We start from the raw sequence: 20,999 nt of genomic DNA, 5'->3' as shown, positions 1-20,999 counted from the left end.
TGCTGTCTCCTACTGGGGTGGTTGAGCTGCCGCTGCTGCCGCTGCTGCTGCCGCCGCCTCTTTCGCTTCCTGCTCCGATAATGGCAGCAGCACCTCTAACCTAAAAGAGGTATTAATCAAGGTTCGCTCTTTTGGTTTGCCAGAGGGGACAATTTGACCCTGCCGGTTTACCGTAATTTTCTGACTGGTCGCCGCGTCCTTTAAATCTGATTTCAAGTCTTTTACTACTAGCAGTTGCTGGAGTCGCTCTAGACTTCTCAGAATCGATTGGGTTTGTCCGTAGTCGCCTTCAAAGCTTACATTGTATACCTTACGTTTGAGCTTACCATTGACTTCCGGCCCTAAAGATCCATCAGTAATAATGTCACTACTGCTAGCATCAGCGGCATCGTTTCTTCTTGGCTCATACTTGGTCAATTTACCCTGTCTTGCCTTAACAAAACGATTGATATCCAGCATTAAGGTATCCAGGGTTCTGGAGCTACCAAACATGGAAAGGACAGCAGCTCTTTGCTGTTTTGCCTTGCCTAGGTTTACTTTCGCCGCATCAATTTTTTGCTGGAGTTGTGCCTGTTGTTGAATTTGCTGCTCGGTGTTTTCTACATCAGTTTGCAGTTGTTGATAAGAAGTCCACGCAGGCAACAACAGGTTAGCGACCAAATAAGCTGCTCCTGCTAAACCCAACACTGCCAGCAAGGCACCGCTAACTGTTGGCGTGAAAGTAATACCAAAGGCACTGGGATAGGCAGCTTCATCTTGGCCTTCATCGGATGGTATAAAGTCTTGACTTACCGTCATTTTTGCAGCGCTCCTGTGTTCTGAAGGTTTCTAAGCCGAGTCGCTAATCCCACTGCACCTTTGCGCTCCCACTCTCTAAGTAACTGGGAAGCCGGGGCATCGCTCAGGCTCGTTTTAATGGTGTATTCCACCACTTTTGGCAATTTAATTTCTACTCTAGCGTTGGAATTTCCTTGATCCTGGGGCTGTTGCACCTGAGTTTGATTGTCTTTCAACTCAGCCGCCACAATTTGGGTATCTTCGCTATCGAATAACTTAGATCGCTGTAGCGTTAGCAAAAAGTCGTTCACTTCATCAAAGGAGCGAGCGTACCCTTTGATTGACACGTTAGAACTCGGAGGGGCTGCGGCAGCAGTGGGGCTAGGGGCTGCGGCGGCGGTGGCTGGATCTGGAGCGGTTTGCTCAATGCTGGTGATTTGCAGACCGGGTGGCACGCGATCGCGTATATCCTGCAAAATCGCTGACCACGGAGCTAATTGATTGAACACGCTGGCGAGTGCCTGCGTTTCTCCTTTCACAGCCTGCGTTTCGTTGTTGATTGCTTGAATTTGCTGCTCTTTGGCTTTGCCTTCATTGAGCTGCTGTTCCAATTGAGCTTTTTTTGCGGTCAATTGTTCGGTTTGGTTTTGCAGCAACAACCACAACGCCCCAACTCCTGCTGGCAACAGCAGACCGACTGCCAATCCCGCCAACAGCGGCGTCATGTTTTTATTCCCAGAGGGAGCTTTGGCACCGGGGACATCGCGGCGGATGATGTCCGGGCGATCCTTAAGAAAATTAATATCTAGGCTATACATCGCTTTAAACCTCTCGTAGTCCTAATCCCAATACGACTCCCAATCCCGGTCTTTGCACTGGTGAAATTTCCTCTATCACCTCCAAGGAAAGGGCCGCAACTGGGTCTACTTGTGTCGTTGGCAAGCTCAACCGTTGCGTGAAGAATTCATCCAGTTGTCCAATTCCTCCTCCTGGCCCAGCGAGTAGCAGCTGCGCCACTTCTAAATTTTCGCTCTGATTTAGATAAAAATCGATAGAACGACGCAGTTCGTCGGCAAGCTCTCCCAATACTCTAACCAAAGCTGCCATACCGGGATTGATCCCTGTTGCGCCTGTGCGGACATTATCGACGGGGGTGTTGGGAATTGTCATCCCTTGCAGGATTTCAGTGTTTCTCGATGTCGGTAAATTCATCGCCCGATTGAGGGCACTCTGTAGTTGATATGTCCCAATCGGCACGGTGCGCGAGAATTGTGGCACCCCATCTACGATGATGGCAATCTCGGTGCTGTCGAACTCAATATCTACCAAAACGGCAGCTTCTTGAGGACCAAATTGCCGCAACTGCTCTCGAATCGTCCGAATCAGAGAAAAACTGCTAATCTCTAACACATCGATTTTTAATCCAGCTTCCCGGAAGGTTTCGATATAGGTATCTGTCACATCCTTGCGGGTGGCAACTAGCAGCACCTGCACCTTCTCAATTCCATCCTCATCGGTGAAAAATCCCAGCTTCTGGTAGTCTACATCTGCTTCTTCCCGTGGAAAAGGCAAGTAGAGACCGGCTTCGTGATCCAACACCATTTCCCGCAACTCTTTGTCATCAAGTTCCGCAGGTACTGGGATAACGCGCACCACGGCTTCGCGACCCGATACGGCAGTGGCGACGTTCTGGACTTTTATCTTACTTTCAGCGATCGCTTCCTTAATCAGTTCTGCTAAAGCTGGGGCATCGATAATCTTGCCTTCTTGAAAAACCCCTTCCGGAACTTCTTTCGAGGACAGCATTGTTAATTTGAATCCTTGTCCCTGCTTGCGTAGTTGAGCAATATTAATTCGTTCAGGGGCAATTTCTATACCAATTCCTTTGGTACGTTTCGATAATAATCCTTTAAATCGGGTGAACATATCTTTAGGTTTGCTGAGGGGAGCAGCCATAGAAAGTTTAGTTAGGTAAGAGAGATTGCGTATAGGGAAATAGAGACAGATTCATGGTACCCAATCTAGCTGACAAACACATCGGTAGAGACAAAAATACACCCTGATAGATTCCGTACCATTAGATATACCTCATCAGGTAGGATGAGTTACTGCTAGCTGGGTTACTGCTAGCGCTGAAAGTGGAATTGCAATTTACATGATCCGTAGGAAAACCTGGAGACGATTGGGCATCTGTACCCTATTGGGGTTCATTTTCAGCTGGGTTATCAGCTGTAGCCCTGGATCTGCCCCATCCGGAAAAGGGGAAATTGAGTTCTGGACGATGCAGCTGCAACCGCAGTTTACTGAGTATTTCAACAAACTGATTGCCAACTTTGAAGCCGAAAATACCGGCGTCAAAGTCCGCTGGGTAGATGTACCCTGGAGTGCGATGGAAAGCAAAATCCTGACGGCGGTTTCGGCAAAAACAGCACCCGATGTCGCGAACCTCAATCCGGACTTTGCCTCTCAGTTGGCGTCGCGCAATGCTTGGTTGAATTTAGATACTAAAGTTCCCCAGGCGGTGCGTCAGCAATATCTACCTAATATATGGAAGGCTAGCACGCTCGGCGACCAAAGTTTTGGACTTCCCTGGTATTTAACGACGCGGGTGACGATTTACAACCAGGATTTGTTTAAAGCCGCTGGGGTAAGCAAACCTCCGGCGACTTATGCCGAACTGGCACAAGTTGCTCAACAAATTAAGGAAAAAACCGGCAAGTATGCGTTTTTTGCAACCCTAGTTCCAGAAGATTCGGCTGAGGTGCTGGAATCGATGGTACAGATGGGGGTTCAATTGGTGGATGCCAATGGAGAGGCGGCTTTTAATACACCCGCCGGGAAAGCGGCGTTTCAGTATTGGGTAGACCTTTACCAGAAGAAGCTGTTGCCCCAGGAAGTATTGACACAAGGGCATCGACGTGCAATTGAACTGTACCAAGCAGGTGAGACGGCGGTGCTAGCAACGGGCGCAGAGTTTATGGCGACGATTGAGAAGAACGCCCCAGCGATCGCGCGAGTCTCCGCTGCGGCACCCCAGATTACCGGCGAAACGGGTAAAAAAAATGTAGCGGTGATGAATCTGGTGATTCCCCGCGACACTCCAAATCCGGATGACGCCCTCAAATTTGCTTTATTTGTCACCAACGATCAAAATCAGCTGGCTTTTGCTAAGGCGGCGAACGTGTTGCCGTCTACAGTTCAGGCAGTGCAAGAGTACCAAAGCCAGATAGCCAGTAATCCGAAGGTGTCGCCAGTGGAACAAGCTCGCGTCATTAGTGCCAGCCAATTGACATCGGCAGAGGTTTTAGTCCCGGCGATGAAGGATCTCAACAAGTTGCAGAAGGCAATTTATGAGAATTTGCAAGCAGCAATGTTAGGGGAAAAGACGGTAGACAAAGCAGTTGGAGATGCAGCTTTAGCGTGGAATCAACGCTAGGGATTCACGCTAAAGCTGCCAGACCTAACTCCCAACCCCTTCCTGGAATCGGGAAGGGGAGCAATATTCAAGAGAAATATTCAAAACCCCTCTCCGTTTCGGAGAGGGGTTTGGGGAGAGGTTTGGAGAGGCACTTTTTTCTCTAGATGGGGAGTTATCACACGATTACAGCAGTATTAGAGCTTGATGTGACTTCACGGGGCAACTCTAGGCGGAAAGTTGAACCCTCTCCCGGCTGACTTTCCACCTGTATTTTCCCATCCATCATGCGAACTAATCGGTCAGTAATGGCAAGCCCTAAACCCGTACCCCCATGAGTGCGCGTCAGGCTTTGACTGAGTTGTCGAAATTCTTGAAAAATTTGCTGAATTTCCGACTCCTCGATCCCAATGCCCGTATCTTTGACCGCGATCGCAATTTGGTCGGGTTTCGGTTCGCAAGCATCTACAGTAATGCTACCCGAATCGGTAAACTTAATCGCGTTGGAAAGAAGATTAACCAACACCTGCCGCACGCGATTACTGTCATTCACAACACAAGGATTATCAAGACTAACGTGAATATGCACTTCCAGGTGCTTCTGCTGAGCCAAGCTCTGGAGTTCTTCCACCGTTTGCGTGACTAGCTCGACTAAGTCAAATTCTTCCAAATTTAATTCCAGCTTTCCCGCCTCTAGCTTAGAGAAGTCCAGAATATCCTCAATCAGTTTGAGTAGGTGTTTGCCACTATTAAAAATGCGCTCCAGCATATGTATTTGGCTTTGGCCCAGCTGATGCTGAGCTTGGCGCATCAGCAATTGCGAAAAGCCTAGAATCGCATTCATCGGAGTCCGCAGTTCGTGGGACATCAGCGCCAAAAACTGCGACTTCAGCCGGACTTCTTCTTGAAGGCGCAAATTTTGTAAATGATAATAGCGAATTTTCTCCTCCGCTTGCTTGCGGGCGGTGATATCACGTAGCATCCAGCGCAGGGAAGACCCCTTACCTTGCTTATCTGGGACGCTGGCGACAGTCAGCGCAGCATTAAAGAGTTTGCCTTGACGCGATTTTAGTCGCACCTCCCACTCCTGAACTAAGCCTAATTTTGGCACCTGAGTCAGTTGGGAACGAAAGGCTCGACGAGCTTCTTCAGGCACAAATATGATTAGCGGTTTGCCCACTAGGTAAGTGGGCAAGATACCGAGAAGCTCAGCGGCGGCGCGGTTGGCTTCCCGAATCGTTCCAGCCGCATCTGTTACCAGGTAGCCGTCTGGAGCAAACTCGAATAGGTCTAGGTAGCGCTGGCGTTCCGATTCCAATGCTCCCCTCGCCACTAACAACTCCTCATTCTGCTGGCGCAGTTCTTCTTCGGCTACGTGTAATTCTTCCAAAGCGGTTTTTAATTCTTCCAGCGATCCCGCTAGCAGCGCTGGCTGTTGCTGAGGCGATTCGGTGACACGCTGCTGTAACGCCGCTGCGCGTTGGCGTGCCGTCTCTATTTTCTCGGTAAACCGCTCTCCTTTTAGGTGAAAAGTCATGAAATTCTTGATTACTATCTTTTTTTAAACTTTTGTTAAGCTCTTGAATCACCCATTTTGCTTTTTGAGCAATTTGGAAATCAGATTAGCTGTAAGCGCCCTAAGCAACTAGACAAATCACACAAAGTTTTTAGCTTTTGGCAGCAAGTGCCGTTGAACTTAACTTTAATGAATAAATTCCCGTAATACACAAAGTGTGCAAAATCTTAGTAAAGACACTATGTACATACTTTGAGTTAACTGTAAGAAATTTATATGTAAATCCTCTTTAAGGCTGATAAGTTAGGTGAAATCCATAAGCCGTAACCAGAGCTTTATCCACATACCTTTCCGTTCCTTCTCGAAACCAAACAAACCCGATCCCCCAGCCTTCTGCCCACTTCACGGTAAGCGTTGCCTGGTTAGAAGAAGAAAAAGCTAAAATATTTTAGATTTTTTTAGGGAGAAAGCGGCTAAATTTAACTTTTTTTATCTTGTCGGATCGGGGTTTGGAAAGCGGTTATTTTTATACCAGTAGGGTTGATTTTTTACACATACTTAGAAAAGATATTTCAATACAGACTGTAGCTTTGAGATTTTTATAGTATTGGCATAGCGCTGTGCAATTCTTGCATTAATACAATCACTCCCTGAATATCTTTTTTTAAAATAAATAGAGGCATACAGGTGACTTTACACTGAATTGTCCTCCCACGCCGGTTGATAGCATCTAGTGTTTCTTCGTGGTATTCCAAGTCCCCGGTTAAACAGCTTTGAATCGGCTGTCTAAGCTGCTCTACCGGCAAGCCAATCTTTAAATTTAGAAAAGGCTGTCCCTGGACTTCATCGCTTCGCAGTCCCCACAAATCTTCAGCTTGAGGATTCCAGATTTGGATGTTCAGTTCTTGGTTTAATACGACAATGCCGCCCGGTAGGCTGGTAAAAATAGATTTGAGAAAGGCGTTGGCTTGGTTAACCTGGTTGCTGGACAGCCGCAGTTTTTCTGTTGTTAGGCGTAGCTCTTCGTTACTTGTATCTAATTGTTCTGATTTTATTTGTAAATCTTCGTTACGCGCCTCTAAGCTATCAGCAGTGGTCTTAATTTGGGCGATCGCGCTTTGCAGGTGTTCGTTGACGACAAGCCAGTCGTGGTTTTTATTCTCTAAGGAGCGATCGCTCTTGGCTAATGCTTCGACAGTCGCTCGCAGTTGCTCATTGAGAACTTGTAGCCTCTGTTTAGAGTATTGCACCTGGAACTGTCGAGATTGGTTCATGTCTTGGCAATCGCTCTCCATCGCTGCCAAACGCTCGTTGGATTGAGATAGCTCCTCGTGCGCCACCAGCAAGTCTTCCAAGACGAAGCAAAAGTCCTCAAACGCTGCCGTCGCCAACACGATTTGCTGCAAGATTAATGCCTGTAGGGGCGATGAATCAATGGCTAATAAATATTTGTGCAGGATTGCCAAGTGTTGTTGTAGAAGGATTATCTGCTGGGAAAACTTGTCCTCATTCATTCAGGAACTCCTTCTTGCTCCTCCATGAATAAAAGCACTTCTCGAATCTCTCCCTCCTTCCCTAACAAAGGTTTACAAGAGACTTTACACTCAATTGCCTTGCCGCGTCGGTTAGTGGCATTGAGGATAATTTCTTGTAAATCGTTCTCCCCAGCTAGACAGTTGCGAATCGGCTGTTTGAGTTGCTCTACTGGCAAGCCAATATCTAAATTTAGAAAGTGTTGTCCTTGGATTTCATCGCTTCCCAGTCCCCACAACTCCTCAGCTTTGCGATCCCAACGCTGGATATGCATATCTCGCCCGACTACGACGATGCCACCCCGAAGAGTGCCTAAAATCGACTCTAAAAAGGCGTTTGCGTCGTTGAGTTCTTCGCTGCGGCGGTGCATTTCATCGTTAAGAGCCTGCAATTCCTCATTCGTGGATTGTAGCTCTTCGTTCATGGTTTCTAGCTCTTCGTTAGAGGATTGGAGTTCCTCATTTGTCGTCTCTAACTCTTCGTTAGAGGATTGGAGTTCCTCGTTCGTCGTTTCCAACTCTTCATTCGTAGACTGGAGTTCCTCATAAGCCATTTCCAGTTCTTGGTTGGATTGTTGCAAATCGTCCTGTAGCCGTTTGTAGCGGCTGACATCAATGAAGGAAATACTGACGCCTAAAAGATTGTTGGATACCTCTACGAGCGGTACCACCAGCACGTCTAGAGTAATCGTTTCGCCTTTCGGAGTTTGCCACGGCACATCCCTGACAGTAATCTGTCGGCGCTCCGCATAGGCTTGATCGATACAAGAGCGTAATTCCAGGGGACGATAAGAAATTTCTAAATCTTGCAAGGGGCGACCCAGATCCTTCGGACTCAAGGGAAACATTGCCCTAGCACGTTCGTTCACCAGCACTAAAAAGCCATTGACATCTATCACTATCTGGGATGTCGGGCTGCTGTCGAAGGCGACTTCCCGAATGCGGACATGAGTGGCTAGATTGTTCACTGCCTCCTCGCTGCCAGACTGAGCCATAAGCAACAACCGTTCGCGTATTCCTATTTTATGGGCTTTGGTAAAGATACGCCGCTTCAAATCCACAGGTGTGAAAGTGTGGCTGTGGCTGAGCAACATCTCCGCCTTCCCTAAAAAGATAAAGCCACTGTCATTCAGGGCAAAGTGAAAGCGGGAGAGGATTTTAGATTGAGTTTCGGCATTGAAATACATCAAAGTGTTGCGACACACCAGTAAGTCAATGCGGGAGATGGGAGCATCAATCGTCAAGTTGTGACGCCCAAAAATCACCAAGCGACGCAGATCCTTGCGAAAGTTATAGCCGCGAGCGCATTCCTCGAAGTACTTCTCTACCATTTCCGGAGCCAGATCCGCGACATCCTTCGCTGAATAGGTCGCTTGGCGGGCTAGATTGAGGGCTTCCTCGTCTAACTCGGTGGCATAAATTTTCACCCGTTCTTTGAACTGTTCTACTCCCAGCGCTTCAGCGAACGCCATCGCGATAGTATAAGCTTCTTCTCCAGAGGCACAGCCAGCACTCCAGATGCGGATCGGTTCGTTGATTTGTTTGCGGGCGGCAATGGTGGGAACGATTTCTTCAATAATGTAATCCCAGGCTGAGCGATCGCGGAAGAAGGCAGTTACATTAATCAACAACGTGTTAAACAGGTGAATAAATTCTTCTGGATATACTTCTAGGTAATCCATATAATCGTTGTAGCTTTCCAGTCCTACTATCTGCATCCTTTTCAGGACGCGACGCATCAGAGAGGAACGTTTGTAGCCAGTAAAATCAAAGCCACGGCTGCCTTTAAGATACTCTAGCAGCGCTTCAAATTCAGGGTTGAGGATTGAGCGATCCATAAGTAGTTGTTAGTTATACCAGTTTTCCATAAGTGCAATACGGTTTTGACCTCGCTTCCATTGCTCTAGAAGAATCTGAGAGAGGCTTTGAATTGACCGCCCACAACCGCGTTGGGAAGAGGGTTAGCGCTTAGGTTTTCTCTGTATATCTTACCCGATCGAAAATGACTATAATAGCTACTCGCTTAATCGAATATTTTTTTACACAACATCAATTTAGTATATTAGCGTAATTAGATATCACGCTTTGGGAGTGGTAGAAAGGTTAGTTGTCAATCGCAGCAAGCTGAGGACTTAATGACTACTGAGGATTTCCGATTCCCAGTCTTCAACAAAGTTACATTGATTGCTCACAGTTTGATTAGCGATTCGTGGTAAATCACTAGCTTTTTGCCCTATTTTTATTAGCAAACTCTATCTATAAATGATTAAAGTTGGTGACAACAATTTGCCATTTGCAATTAGCTATTTACCAGATTCACCAAAGTAGCAGCAATTTCATTTAAGGGGAGTATCCAATCGACTGCTCCAGTTTCAATTGCGGCTCCCGGCATCCCAAAATACTGCGAAGATTCCCGATCTTGCGCGATCGCGATTCCGCCCATTTGTTTAATCGCTCTGATGCCGGTTGCACCATCCTTACCCGTCCCGGTGAGGACAACCGCGATCGCTCGTTCTTTAAAACTCGCCGCGATTGATTCAAAGAGTAGATCAGCGGAGGGACGGACAAAATGCACCAGTTTCGTCTGGGTGAGGGAGAGAGTAGCGTCAGGGTCGATCAGCAGGTGATGATTCGGCGGCGCGATATAGATTGTCCCCGGACGCATTTGCTCTCTTGGTTCTGCCTGCTTGACGGGTAGAGACGTGCGACGATTCAGGATTTCTGCGAGTAGGCTGGGGTGTTTGGGGTCTAGGTGCTGGACGATGGCAATCGCTGCCGGAAAGTCTTTTGGCAAGCCAGAAATCAATTCGGTGATGGCTTTTATCCCACCGGCAGACGCTGCCACTGCCACGATGGGAAAGGTAATCAAAGGGTGAGAATTTTCTTCGGTTTCTGGGTTCGATCCTGCTTTTCTCCGATTCTCCTTTTCTACCTGCTTCCCATTTTCCGGGTGTACCTCGGTATCTTTCTCTTTGTCCCCATTGCCATTTAAAAGCAGTTGCCGGATGATGGTAGCGTTGTGCTGAGCTTCGTGCGCCTGCTCTTCAAAGCGTTTGGCTGACCGAGTTTGGTTGCGATCGCGTGCCCCTTGATGCATCCGACGGGACAAAGCGGCACGTTCTTCTAGTGCCCTAAACGCATTCCACAGTGCCGTCTCTAGTGCCTCAGATTGCTCTGCCAGCAGAGTCTCGCCGGAATAGGCGTGACCCGTGCGGCAGCGGAACCGAAGCAACTGACCGTCGTGCAGTTCCCACAGGGCACCCCCGCAATCTGGACAGCCGAAGCCGGAGGGCGTTCCGGGTCTGTCATCTTTGTGTATGGAAGCCATATTTAATTCTGCGCTCTCGGATTCCATTTCCATCTCATCAGTTACAGGCTCTTTTTCCTCGGCTGTCACTGACTCTTGAGCCAAGCTTACCAGGGTAGGAGCGATCGCTGACAAAGGCAAAATATAATCGACTTCTACGTTCTCGATAGCGCTACGGGGCATTCCGGGAAACAAGGCGTCGTTGGGATCTTGAACCACTGCGACACCGCCTCGCTGCTTCACCGCTGCGAGTCCCGCCGTCCCATCGTCAAGATTGCCTGAAAGCACCACACCCACCACTCGCCGTCCATAGAACTGGGCTGCCGTGCGAAATAGGGGATCGATGGCGGGTCTGTGACCGTTCTCCTTAGGACCACGAGCCAGGTGGATGTATCCGCGTTTAACTAATAAATGGTAATTGGGGGGTGCCACATAAATCCGCCCATGTTGAATCGCCTCGCCGTCCTTGGGATGAGATGCTTTCAAAGAGCCGCAGCGATTCAGGATACTTGGCATGGCGCTGGTGCTGTGGGCAGGGAAGTGTATGACGACAAAGATTGCAGCTGGCAAATCCGGCGGCAAAGCCTTGACCAGTTGAGTCAGCGCTTCTACCCCGCCTGCAGAGGCACCGAGGACGATAATATCGTGACCAGACATTTATTTTCTCAATGCAGCGGATGAATTAAATTACCCAATCAAGCGAAGACCGAATTCTCAAAACTCTTTTCAATCGAACAAGTAGCTGAATCATCGCCGCAGACGCTTCGAGATCCTGTATTGGTTACTTTAGGCTAACATCTGTCACTCGTCATCAATCCTCGGCATGAAAGCGCTTACTGAGTGTAGAGCAATTCTATTTGAATTGTGAGGGTGTAGGGCACCCTTGATTGAGAACTGCCTCGACACAACTGATTCGATGAAAACAAGCTAAATACTGACTCGGCGGGGAAATTTTACATTGAAGGTAGATCCGTGACCTAAATGACTTTCCACTGATATTTTTCCATGCATTAATTGCACTAATGAGTGAGTGATGGCAAGCCCTAAACCCGTACCCGGATATTTTTTGGCGAGGGACTGATCGACTTGCCGAAATTCTTCAAAAATATGCTTTAAGTTTTCCTCAGCAATTCCAATTCCGGTATCTTGAACGCTAAGTAACACTTGATCCGGGGAAATTTCTTGTACTTTGATGCACACACTTCCGGTGTCAGTGAATTTAATCGCATTGGAGAGAAGATTTACCAAAATCTGCCGCAGCCGAGCGCTATCATTCAATATCTGAGGGTTTTGTAAATTTGCCTCAACTTGCAGCTCCAAATGCTTTTCTGAAGCAAGCGATCGCAATTCTTCTGCGGTTGTTCTCACTAGCACTGGCAGATTAAATTCTTCCAGTTTGAGTTCCAATCTTCCGGCTTCAATTTTTGAGAGGTCAAGGATGTCATTAATCAGCGTTAGCAGGTGTTTCCCATTGCTGAGGATGCGATCTACCATGTCCAATTGTTGCGGGCTAAGCTGATTTTGCCGCTGGCGCAACAGCAGTTGAGAAAAGCCGATCACAGCATTCATTGGCGTCCGCAGTTCGTGGGACATGGTGGCGAGAAACTGCGATTTCAACCGCGCTGCTTCCATCAATTGCAGATTCTGAAGTTGAATTTGCGTGGAAAGATTTTCGAGTTCCTTGTTTTGCTGAGCCAGGATTTCGTTTTGTAAAGCTAAGCGTTCCTCTCGTTCTTCTAAAGCATTGATCAGACGGGCATTATTAATCGCGATCGCGGCTTGTTCTCCCACCGCCGCCAGCAGATATCGGTCTTCTTCGTCAAACGCATGAGAATTTTCCCAATTACCGATTGCCAGCACGCCCAACCGTCCCGCTTGCGCGGACTCAATCGCCACCACATAAAGTGAAGCTGGCAACTCTGAGGGCTTTACGGTGTCGGATGTCGAGTGGAGGAAAGCAGCTTGTTCCCCTTCGATAAGCTGAGAAATCCCAGTCAAAAACACCTGAGAAAGCAATCCTTCCCCCGAACTAAAACCATCTTCCAGGCGCAATTTTTCCGTACCGATTCCCGCCGTCACCGTTAAAACCAGGCGATTGCACTGGGGGTTTTGCAGCATGATAAAGCAAAACTGGGCACCCGCGATCGCATCGCAAACCGCTTGAACCATCACCCGTAACAAACCGGGTAAGTCACTCAGGCGCTGGTTTAGTAAATTCGTCAGCTGCTGGAGTGTCCGGAGTTGTTGCTGTTGTTCGCCCAGAATAATGATCGCCTTGCGTAAGTTCTCGGTCGCCGCTTGCGCTTCCCGGTATAATTTTCCATTTTCGACCGATAAGGCAGCACGACGGGCAAGTTCCTCTGCCAGAGCCAAGTCCATCGCATCGTAGCGGCGTTTCTCTTGAGTAGACACCAAGGAAATTGCCCCCAACGTGCGATCGCGCACCAACAGGGGCACCACCATGTAAGACTGAAAACCCAGCTCCCGAACGATTTGCAGATGTTCGGCATTGCGGGTCGCAGCTACGAGCATTTCGTCGTCAATTTCAACGGCAAATTTTGGTTTGCCCGTGCGTAATACAATGCTTGCGGGGTGTTGTCCATCCGGGTCGGGGGGGAACAGATGCAGCACCTCCTGCACCAACTTCTCTGGAGAGGGGTTTGCATAAGCCGTCCCCATCCGATGAATTGAGCCGTCCGCTGCCAGAATATCTACTATGCACACGTCGGCTAAGTGGGGTACTGCCAATTGAGCCAGATTCTCGAGGGTTGTTTTGTAATCTAGAGAAGCTGAAAGGACAGCACTCGCTTCTGCCAGAAATCGCTGGTTTTCTAATGCCCGCTTGCGCTCTGTAATATCGCTAATAATTCCAGACATTCGGAAAGGCTTGCCGTTCCCATCTCGCTGGGCTTTGCCTCTGGCAATGCAGTAACGATAATGCCCAGAAGCGTGCAACAGCTTAAATTCCACATTACATTCAACTTGATGCTCCAGGTGATCGCGGATGCTCTGGACGATGCGGTATCGATCTTCTGGATGCAAAAGTTGGCATAATGCCTGGTAATTGCCGACAAATTCTTCACGGGACAAGCCGCTGATTTCAAAACAGCGGTCATTCCAATAAACGGTGTTGGTGGTGATATCCCAGTCCCAAATTCCGTCGTTCGATCCCTCTAGAACAAATCGATAGCGTTCTTCGCTTTCTTTGAGTAATTGGTTGGCTTCTGATGCCTGTCTTTCCGCTCGATAGAGGCGAAGCGCATTGTGCAGGCTGCGAGAGAGGCTTTCTGGAGAAACTTTGCCTTTAGAAATATAGTCGGATGCTCCGGCTTTCATCAGTTCGACGGCAGTTTGCTCGTCTCCCTGACCCGTCAAGACGACCAAGGGGATTTTAAAACCAGACGAGCGGATATTTTGAACGAGGGTGAGTCCATCCCCGTCAGGCAAGCGATAGTCGAGGAAGACACAGTCAAAATGGTCGCTGTGTAAAGTAGCGATCGCTCCTTGGCAGTCGCTGGTTTCTACTAATTCCATTTGCACGCCAGCCGTTTTGAGCGACCGGCGAACCGCCATCCGGTCTACTTCATCATCATCGACTACCAGGATTTTTAACTTTTCTTCCATAACCATTCAAGGACGGAATTCGTAAAAAGCTTTGAGTTTTAAATTTTAAGTTTTGAATTAAAGAATTCTCTTGTAACTCACCACTCATCACTCATCACTCTTACAATCCATTACCCATTCTCCAAAATTAGGGCATTTCACTAAGCATCCAATATTGATTGAGCGTTGCCACTACCTCCACGAATTTAGCAAATGTTACGGGTTTGACAATATAACCCGCTACATTGAGATTGTAGGCTTCCACCTTGTCTTTATCTTCATTGGAAGTCGTTAGTACAATCACTGGAATTGCTTTGAGTTCTGGGTCTGCCCGCAATTCACGTAAAAATTCAATTCCACCCATTTTGGGCATATTCAAGTCGAGTAAGACCAGCCGCCGCTCTCGCGGAACCTTTGTTGAATCGTCAGTCCCCCGCAACATAGCTAGTGCTTCTAGCCCGTTATTGGCAACATAGAAGGGATTTTGAATATTATTTTTTTTGAATGCCCGTTTTACGGTCATCACATCAACTTCGTCGTCATCAACTAGCAAAAGGTTTGTCATCTTATCTACCATGATTGAAAAAACGATTGATTATTATTTTTTTATTCATTTTTTTATTAGTGATATCCATATCTAGACAAAAAGCGAATTGTTACTACTGGGTTGTTTGGGCCAGGTAAAGTAGAAAGTTGACCCTTGATTGAGTTGAGATTCCAGGCGAATGGTTCCTCCTTTGTTTTCGATGATTTTCTTAACGATGGCGAGTCCCACGCCGGTGTTTTCTACCTTATCTCGTGCCTCCAGAGTTTGAAACATGACAAAAATTTTTTCATGATATTCCGGAGCGATCCCACACCCATCATCTGCCACGGCAAATTCATAGAATGTTTCTTTATCTTGTACTGATATAGTCGCGCTTCCATCCAACCGAGGGTGGTGTTTGAAGGAATTGCTGAGCAGATTTGCAAACACTTGTTCTAAGGGCAAGCGCTCGGTGTGGAAGGTAGGCATTCCGGGCTGGATGGTGATAGCGAACGTGGGTGGAGGTACAAGCGTGTTGATAACTTCTGCCAGTAAGGTGTCAACGTCCACAATATCTACAAAGGTCTTGACCCGCCCCACACGAGAATACTGCAAAAGACCGTTGATTAGAGCTTCCATCCGATGAACGCGCCCCCGCAGTAAATTCATATTCTGCTGGGTTTCCGGATTTAGAAAGTCGAGTAGGTCTTCTTCAATCCAAGTGGAGAGGTTAGCGATCGCTCTTAGAGGTGCCTTGAGATCGTGGGAAACAATATAAGCGAAGTGGTCGAGTTCGGCGTTGCGTTTTTCTAAAGCGGCGTTAGTTTTGGTGAGGATGTTACTCAGACGGGCTAATTCCGCCGCGCGATCGCGCAAAGCTTCTTCGGCAAATTTTCGCTCAGTAATGTCAATACACGAGCCAATATAACCCGCAAAACTTCCATCCGCCAAAAATCGTGGCGTTCCGGTATCTAAAACCCAGCGATACTGCCCATCTGCCCGCAATAGACGGTACTCCATTTGGAAATTTTTTTGGACATGAGAAGCCGCCCGATAAGTATCCAAACAGCGCGGCAAATCCTCTGGATGCACGCCTTCTGCCCAACCTTTGTCGAGTTCTTCCTCCAAGGTTCGCCCTCGGAAGCTCAGCCAACGCTGATTGAAGAAATGACACCGCCCATCCCGATCTGCCACCCATAACAAGACGGGGGCACTATCTGCCATCGTGCGGAAGCGTTCTTCGCTCTCCCGCAATGCCGCCTCCGTTCGCTGACGCTCTGCGAGTTCTTGTTGCAGCGTTTTAAACAGACCCGCGTTGTCAACAGCTAAAGCGGCGCGACGGGCAAGTTCGCAGGCAAAGGTCAGGTCAGCTTGACCGTAGCGACGACCCGACTCGGCTGAGGTAAAGGTAATTGCCCCCAAGGTGCGTCCGCGAGCTACCAGGGGCACCACCATTGCCGATGTAAAGCCTATCTGTCTCAAGATTTCTAGGTGTTCGGGATCGCGAGCCGCCTCTACCAGGAGGGAGTCGGGAACCTCCGCGTATAACTCCGCCTGACCCGTGCGTAAAACGTTGGGGAGACCATAAGCTTCATCGGGATCGGGCGGGTAGCGCTCCTGCAATTGGTAAGCCCAATCGACCTTCGATGGGTCTTGATGGACAACCGCCAGTCGGCGAATTGTTTGATTTTCGTCGAGCATATCGATAGAACACCAGTCAGCTAGCTGGGGAACTGCTAGATGAGCCAGGGTTTCTAAGGTAGTTTGATAGTCAAGGGAGCTAGTCAGGAGGGTCGTCGCTTCACCCAAAAAGTGCTGTTGTTCGTTAATTCGCTGGCGTAGCGTAGCGTGCCGATGGCTTTCGCTGATGTCCGTACCCACCCCAATCGTGCGTACTGCCTTGCCGGTTTCGTCGCACAAAACCTGACCTTTTCCAGAGATCCAGTGGATGCTACTGTCAGGCCAAACGATGCGAAATTCAAGCTCAAAATCAGTCTTCTGCTCGACTGACTGAGCGATCGCCTTTTTCAAGGAATCCCGATCCTCTGGATGCACTACTTCTAGGAAGGCAGCAAACGTACCGGCAAAAGTTCCGGGAAGTAAACCGTGCATGCGTTCTAGAGTCTCTGACCACGTCAGCTCGCCAGTAAGGATATTCCAGTCCCAGATCCCCATCCGTCCTGCCTCCAGGGACAATCGCAGTCGCTCCTCGCTCGTATGTAGCGCTGCTTGCGTTTGCTGCCGACTGGTAACATCCAGAACCAAAGATAACACTGACATCAAGCGACCCGATTCATCTAGCAAAGCAGAGTTGTACCACTCGCAGTAGACAATCGAGCCATCTTTTGTATAGTTACGGTTTTGGGACACGCTGCGCCCTTCGCTGCCTTTGAGCAACCGTCCGATCTCATCATTGACTGCTGCTACATCTTCGGCGTAGATAAATTGCCATTCCTGAGGATGTTTACCCGTTACTTCGGCGCTTCGCCATCCGAAGAGCGCTTCAGCTTCCCGCGACCACCTCGCCACTCGAAAGTTGCTGTCCCACTCAATGAGTGCTAAGGGTGAGTTTTCTAGATGGAAGTTGAGTTTTTGCAGTTCATCTCCCGATGCCGTTGGAGTTGGCTGTAAGAAGCCGCGATCGCTGAGCATTTCCTCCCAGGAGCGATCGCGGCTTCGGTCTGGCGTTTTTAGAGACATCTGAGGATAATTGCTAACAGCACTACTCAGCCTCGTTTCCAAAACGGAATTTTCGCTTGGGCTTCCCGCCTCTGGGTACTTTTTTACATTGGCGAAAGCCGCTAAAACAGCGCTCCACAGACCGAGTTTCGTGCCACCGTACCAGATGCCCACCAATATGGCAGCAAAAAGTATTAGAAAAGGAGTTTCTTTTCCACCAGTTAGAATGTTTAGAATCAGTTTAATTAGCAGTGCTAGTGTCACCGCTAATAGAGCGATACCGTAACGCATTACCTGGAAGCCTACCCCTGGCAAAAGTTTCATCCTTCTAAACACAAATTGCCATAAAACCACTTTCTCAGGCATCAACCACTAGGAAGGTGATCGATTGCCTAGGGTTTTCCGCTGTGTTCAGTCGGATTGCATCCAGTATTATAGAACTCGCTCCAGAAAGTCCGCGCAATTGAGTTGGAGCTGCGATCGCGTGTCTTCGGAGCGAGGCGTTAGCCTCGCCCTGGCTTGTTAATTCGCGCTAGAGTTTTTGTAGTTGCTTTTTAGTAGAATCAACCCTGACGTAGCATCAGCCATAGGGACGATTATAGAGATTCGGCATCTACAATTTGCACCGTTACTCTATCGAATCTAGATTAAGGAATCCTTACTAAAGGCTTGAATTTAAAAAAAAGTTTAAGTTTTAACGAAAGTAAAAAAGTAAGTTTTAGTACCAATCGAAGATTTAAAACTCGCATTAGATGCAGACCAAAAGTTTTTGAATTGGTACTTTTGTACGCCTAAGCAAGGATGGTTTTGTTTATCGCAGTTCTCTCTTGAGTGCAAGAAGGAACCTCACCCCCAGCCCCTCGACCTTCACGGAGAGGGGAGAAGATTGAACGCCTCTGGGATGTTTAGACGCGCTTTCAACCGCCAGCTTAAGACGGGTGCCTGAGATGAGTTTAGGTACTCAGAACCGATTTCGACCAGGTAAAGCGAAAGGTTGCTCCTTTGCCTGCTTGAGATTCTACCCAGATGGTTCCTCCTTGGGTTTCAACGATTTTTTTGACCAGGGTTAGACCGATGCCCGTGTTTTCGACGATATCGCGAGCTTGTAAAGTCTCAAAGATGGCAAAAACCTTCTCGTGATATTCGGGGGCAATTCCTGGCCCGTTATCTGCCACGGCAAACTCATAAAAGTTGCTTTGGTCTTGAACCGATATTGTCACTTGTCCCTCTGCTTGGGAGTTGTGTTTAATCGCGTTGCTAATCAGATTGGCAAACACCTGTTGTAGGGGCAAGCGTTCGGTGCGTAGGGTAGGCATTCCAGGGTTTACGGCGATGGTAAAAGCCGGTGGCGGTGCGAGGGTGTCAATGACCTCTGCGAGAAGTTTTTCCACATCCACCCATTCCACAGACGCCTTTATGCGCCCAACGCGGGAATATTGAAGGACGCCATTGATCAGCGCTTCCATACGATGGACGCGCGATCGCATTAAGTCTAAATTGTGCCTAGTTTCTTCAGTCAGGTGGTCGGAGATGTCTTCTTCAATCCAAGTGGAGAGATTAGCGATCGCTCTCAGCGGTGCTTTGAGGTCGTGGGAGACAATATAGGCAAACTGATCGAGTTCTTGGTTGCGTTTCTCTAGAGCAATATTGGTTTGGGCAAGGATGGCGCTTAGGCGGGCTAATTCCCCTGCACGCGATCGCAAATCTTCTTCTGCTTGTTTGCGTTCGGTGATGTCGCTGTTGATTTCCAGGGTCGCTAAGGGTTCGCCCTCATCGTCTGTCTGCAATGTCCATCGGCTAGAAACCCGAATCTGCGTACCATCGCGCTTGGTGTCGAGCAGTTCGCCTTTCCAGTAACCGTCGTGAAGAAACATTTCGTCGATTTCTTCGATATTGGGGGGAAATTCGGTTCTCAAGAGTTCGTGGGCGTATTGACCGAGGGCTTCTTTCTTTGTCCAACCGTACAGCCGTTCTGCCCCCAGATTCCAATAAGTAATCCGATCGTCGCGATCGCGCACTAAAATCGCGTCATTTGCCAGATCCAGCAATGTCGCTTGTTTTCGCAGCATTTCCTCAGCTTGCTGGCGATCCGTAATGTCCCGCATAATCCCAATCAGCAAGCGCTGATTGTAAGAATGTATCTCGCTAAACGCTAACTCCATTGGAAACGTGGTGCCATTCTTGCGGCGTCCTACCGTTTCTTGCAGTTGCCGCATTTTGACTGGGTTGTTGCCCACAAAGTGGTTGAGCGCCTGGATGCTATCACCGCTGAAGGGCTGCGCCACCAAGAGTTTCAGGTTTTTGCCAATCGCTTCGGCGGGTTCGTACCCAAACATCAAGGTAGCAGCTTGATTAAAAGACTCAATATGACCTTGATCGTTGATAGTGATAATCCCATCTACCACATTGTCTAAAATGGCGCGGATGCGAATGTTACTTTCGCGCAAACCCGTTTGTTGTCCTGCCAGTTCCCGGTCGAGCTGATCGAACAGATACACCGCTGCTAACGATCCCAGAAGACCGAGTGTTGCTGTGGCGCTGAGTACGCCAATGGTAATTCGCTGCTGATGCTTTAAGTCTCGGCTGCGCTGGTCAAGCAAACGAGCTTCCTCGGCGGAGAACAGGGCAATTTGCCGACGAATGGCATCCATCGTGGTTTTGGCTTGAGGCTCCAATCGGAAACTGCCAGCATTTCCCTGCTTGACGACTTTTATCCGAGCCACATTCTGGTTCATTATGCTGACTTTTTGCCGTACCAGCGTTTGAAGCTGCTGGACTCGTTGCATCTGTTGCGGCTTATCTTTGACGGAATTATCCAGTTCTTTGAGGAATTGAGGAATGCTTGCGATCGCTGCGTTATAAGGTTCTAGATATTCCGGGCGATAAGTTAAGGCATAACCCCGAACCCCTGTTTCGGCATCCACTATCGCTGTGAGCAAGCGATTGGCTTGTAATAGCACCTTCTGCGTTTTGTCAACATAATTTTGCGCCGTTGCAGTACTGCGTTGCAGCCCAGCAAATACCACCACCGACGTTAAAAGACACATGATCGGGATGGCGATGATCAGGGCACCTCGCCGACGCACGGGAAGATCGGACCAAAGAAGGTGTAGGTATTGAGTTCCAGAAGGAGCCATTGCAAGCTTTGACTTTTAGCTTAAGCTTTTAGCTTAACGAACTTGGGTGCTGTCCCAGTGAAAGTGTAGATGGTGGCTGATAACGAGTGAGTGGCTACTGATGGAGAAAGCGATCGCCCAACTTGCCAAGTCCAAAGCCGACACAATCCGGTTCTGTAACAGGTACAGTCCTGGGATCGGGGTGTAACTGAACGAGCTATCTATGCTCGCTGCTTCGGCTCTAGATGGTTTGGCAAAGAGATTCCTTTAAAGAATTCTCCAGCCCGGATGATTCTCATGCTGCCAACCCGGTATACTCATACCAGCGGTAGTTGAACTCTGGGCTGCTCGTGCTGCCATTGGCAAGTAAAAATCTGAGATTCTGATGTCTGCCACGTCTGGTGATGTTGAGCAAGGCATTTTCCCAGTTCAGCCACCTGACTCAACCAGAGAAACCGCCTTGTGCGCTCCAGCAGAAAGGTAAAATCCAGATGGTTAGTGGTTTGTTGCAGTTATCGATCGTACACT

The 20,999-nt window shown here is 48.5% G+C and carries 12 protein-coding genes; 1 reads left to right on the top strand and 11 read right to left on the bottom strand.

Annotated elements, in window-relative coordinates; genetic code table 11:
- Window positions 1-9 precede the first annotated feature (9 nt).
- From NDA06_RS04075 to NDA06_RS04065, 3 genes are read right to left on the bottom strand one after another with little or no spacing between them, the layout of a single operon-like run.
- A complete protein-coding gene (locus NDA06_RS04075; protein WP_190986077.1) occupies window positions 10-798 on the bottom strand; it encodes a hypothetical protein in 789 nt (262 codons plus the stop codon).
- Complete coding sequence (locus tag NDA06_RS04070) at window positions 795-1,595, bottom strand: PilN domain-containing protein (RefSeq protein ID WP_190986078.1); 801 nt, start codon at window positions 1,593-1,595, stop codon at window positions 795-797. The genes NDA06_RS04075 and NDA06_RS04070 overlap by 4 nt, the downstream gene beginning before the upstream one ends.
- Window positions 1,596-1,599: 4 nt before the next feature.
- Window positions 1,600-2,703, bottom strand: a complete 1,104-nt coding sequence (locus NDA06_RS04065; protein WP_190413781.1) for a type IV pilus biogenesis protein PilM — start codon at window positions 2,701-2,703, stop codon at window positions 1,600-1,602.
- Window positions 2,704-2,932: 229 nt separating this feature from the next.
- On the opposite strand from NDA06_RS04065, the gene NDA06_RS04060 reads away from it, so the two are divergent.
- Window positions 2,933-4,213 carry a sugar ABC transporter substrate-binding protein gene (locus NDA06_RS04060; protein ID WP_190986079.1) on the top strand — a complete coding sequence of 427 codons (1,281 nt, stop codon included), beginning with the start codon at window positions 2,933-2,935 and terminating at the stop codon, window positions 4,211-4,213.
- Between the two features lie 157 nt (window positions 4,214-4,370).
- Here the strand turns inward: NDA06_RS04060 and NDA06_RS04055 are convergent, their stop codons facing one another.
- From NDA06_RS04055 to NDA06_RS04020, 8 genes are all read right to left on the bottom strand, one after another.
- Window positions 4,371-5,729, bottom strand: a complete 1,359-nt coding sequence (locus NDA06_RS04055; protein ID WP_190986080.1) for an ATP-binding protein — start codon at window positions 5,727-5,729, stop codon at window positions 4,371-4,373.
- 578 nt (window positions 5,730-6,307) lie between these two features.
- A complete protein-coding gene (locus NDA06_RS04050) occupies window positions 6,308-7,222 on the bottom strand; it encodes a PAS domain S-box protein (RefSeq protein WP_190986081.1) in 915 nt (304 codons plus the stop codon).
- On the bottom strand, window positions 7,219-9,078 hold the full coding sequence (locus tag NDA06_RS04045) for a CheR family methyltransferase (RefSeq protein WP_190986082.1): 1,860 nt from the start codon (window positions 9,076-9,078) through the stop codon (window positions 7,219-7,221). Before NDA06_RS04045 ends, NDA06_RS04050 begins: the two co-directional genes overlap by 4 nt.
- A gap of 461 nt (window positions 9,079-9,539) precedes the next feature.
- Window positions 9,540-11,204, bottom strand: coding sequence for a chemotaxis protein CheB (locus NDA06_RS04040; protein ID WP_190986083.1), 1,665 nt, complete (start codon window positions 11,202-11,204; stop codon window positions 9,540-9,542).
- 270 nt (window positions 11,205-11,474) lie between these two features.
- Window positions 11,475-14,171, bottom strand: a complete 2,697-nt coding sequence (locus NDA06_RS04035) for an ATP-binding protein (protein ID WP_190986084.1) — start codon at window positions 14,169-14,171, stop codon at window positions 11,475-11,477.
- A gap of 127 nt (window positions 14,172-14,298) precedes the next feature.
- Window positions 14,299-14,727: a response regulator gene (locus NDA06_RS04030; RefSeq protein WP_190413616.1), complete on the bottom strand. Its 429-nt coding sequence runs from the start codon at window positions 14,725-14,727 to the stop codon at window positions 14,299-14,301.
- 60 nt (window positions 14,728-14,787) lie between these two features.
- Window positions 14,788-17,679: a PAS domain-containing protein gene (locus NDA06_RS04025; RefSeq protein ID WP_190986085.1), complete on the bottom strand. Its 2,892-nt coding sequence runs from the start codon at window positions 17,677-17,679 to the stop codon at window positions 14,788-14,790.
- Between the two features lie 629 nt (window positions 17,680-18,308).
- On the bottom strand, window positions 18,309-20,492 hold the full coding sequence (locus NDA06_RS04020) for a PAS domain S-box protein (protein WP_190532922.1): 2,184 nt from the start codon (window positions 20,490-20,492) through the stop codon (window positions 18,309-18,311).
- Between the last annotated feature and the right edge of the window lie 507 nt (window positions 20,493-20,999).

The organism is Trichocoleus sp. ST-U1 (genome assembly GCF_039961835.1).
GTDB lineage: Bacteria > Cyanobacteriota > Cyanobacteriia > Cyanobacteriales > FACHB-T130 > FACHB-T130.
The sequence above is the reverse complement of the archived record's forward strand: the minus strand, read 5'-3'. Positions and strand labels throughout refer to the sequence as shown.

Bases quoted from the DNA above. Each gene is read 5' to 3' on its own strand.
- NDA06_RS04075 (WP_190986077.1), bottom strand. From the start codon at position 798: ATGACGGTAAGTCAAGACTTTATACCATCCGATGAAGGCCAAGATGAA.
- NDA06_RS04070 (WP_190986078.1), bottom strand. From the start codon at position 1,595: ATGTATAGCCTAGATATTAATTTTCTTAAGGATCGCCCGGACATCATC.
- NDA06_RS04065 (WP_190413781.1), bottom strand. From the start codon at position 2,703: ATGTTCACCCGATTTAAAGGATTATTATCGAAACGTACCAAAGGAATT.
- NDA06_RS04060 (WP_190986079.1), top strand. From the start codon at position 2,933: ATGATCCGTAGGAAAACCTGGAGACGATTGGGCATCTGTACCCTATTG.
- NDA06_RS04055 (WP_190986080.1), bottom strand. From the start codon at position 5,729: ATGACTTTTCACCTAAAAGGAGAGCGGTTTACCGAGAAAATAGAGACG.
- NDA06_RS04050 (WP_190986081.1), bottom strand. From the start codon at position 7,222: ATGAATGAGGACAAGTTTTCCCAGCAGATAATCCTTCTACAACAACAC.
- NDA06_RS04045 (WP_190986082.1), bottom strand. From the start codon at position 9,078: ATGGATCGCTCAATCCTCAACCCTGAATTTGAAGCGCTGCTAGAGTAT.
- NDA06_RS04040 (WP_190986083.1), bottom strand. From the start codon at position 11,204: ATGTCTGGTCACGATATTATCGTCCTCGGTGCCTCTGCAGGCGGGGTA.
- NDA06_RS04035 (WP_190986084.1), bottom strand. From the start codon at position 14,171: ATGGAAGAAAAGTTAAAAATCCTGGTAGTCGATGATGATGAAGTAGAC.
- NDA06_RS04030 (WP_190413616.1), bottom strand. From the start codon at position 14,727: ATGGTAGATAAGATGACAAACCTTTTGCTAGTTGATGACGACGAAGTT.
- NDA06_RS04025 (WP_190986085.1), bottom strand. From the start codon at position 17,679: ATGAAACTTTTGCCAGGGGTAGGCTTCCAGGTAATGCGTTACGGTATC.
- NDA06_RS04020 (WP_190532922.1), bottom strand. From the start codon at position 20,492: ATGGCTCCTTCTGGAACTCAATACCTACACCTTCTTTGGTCCGATCTT.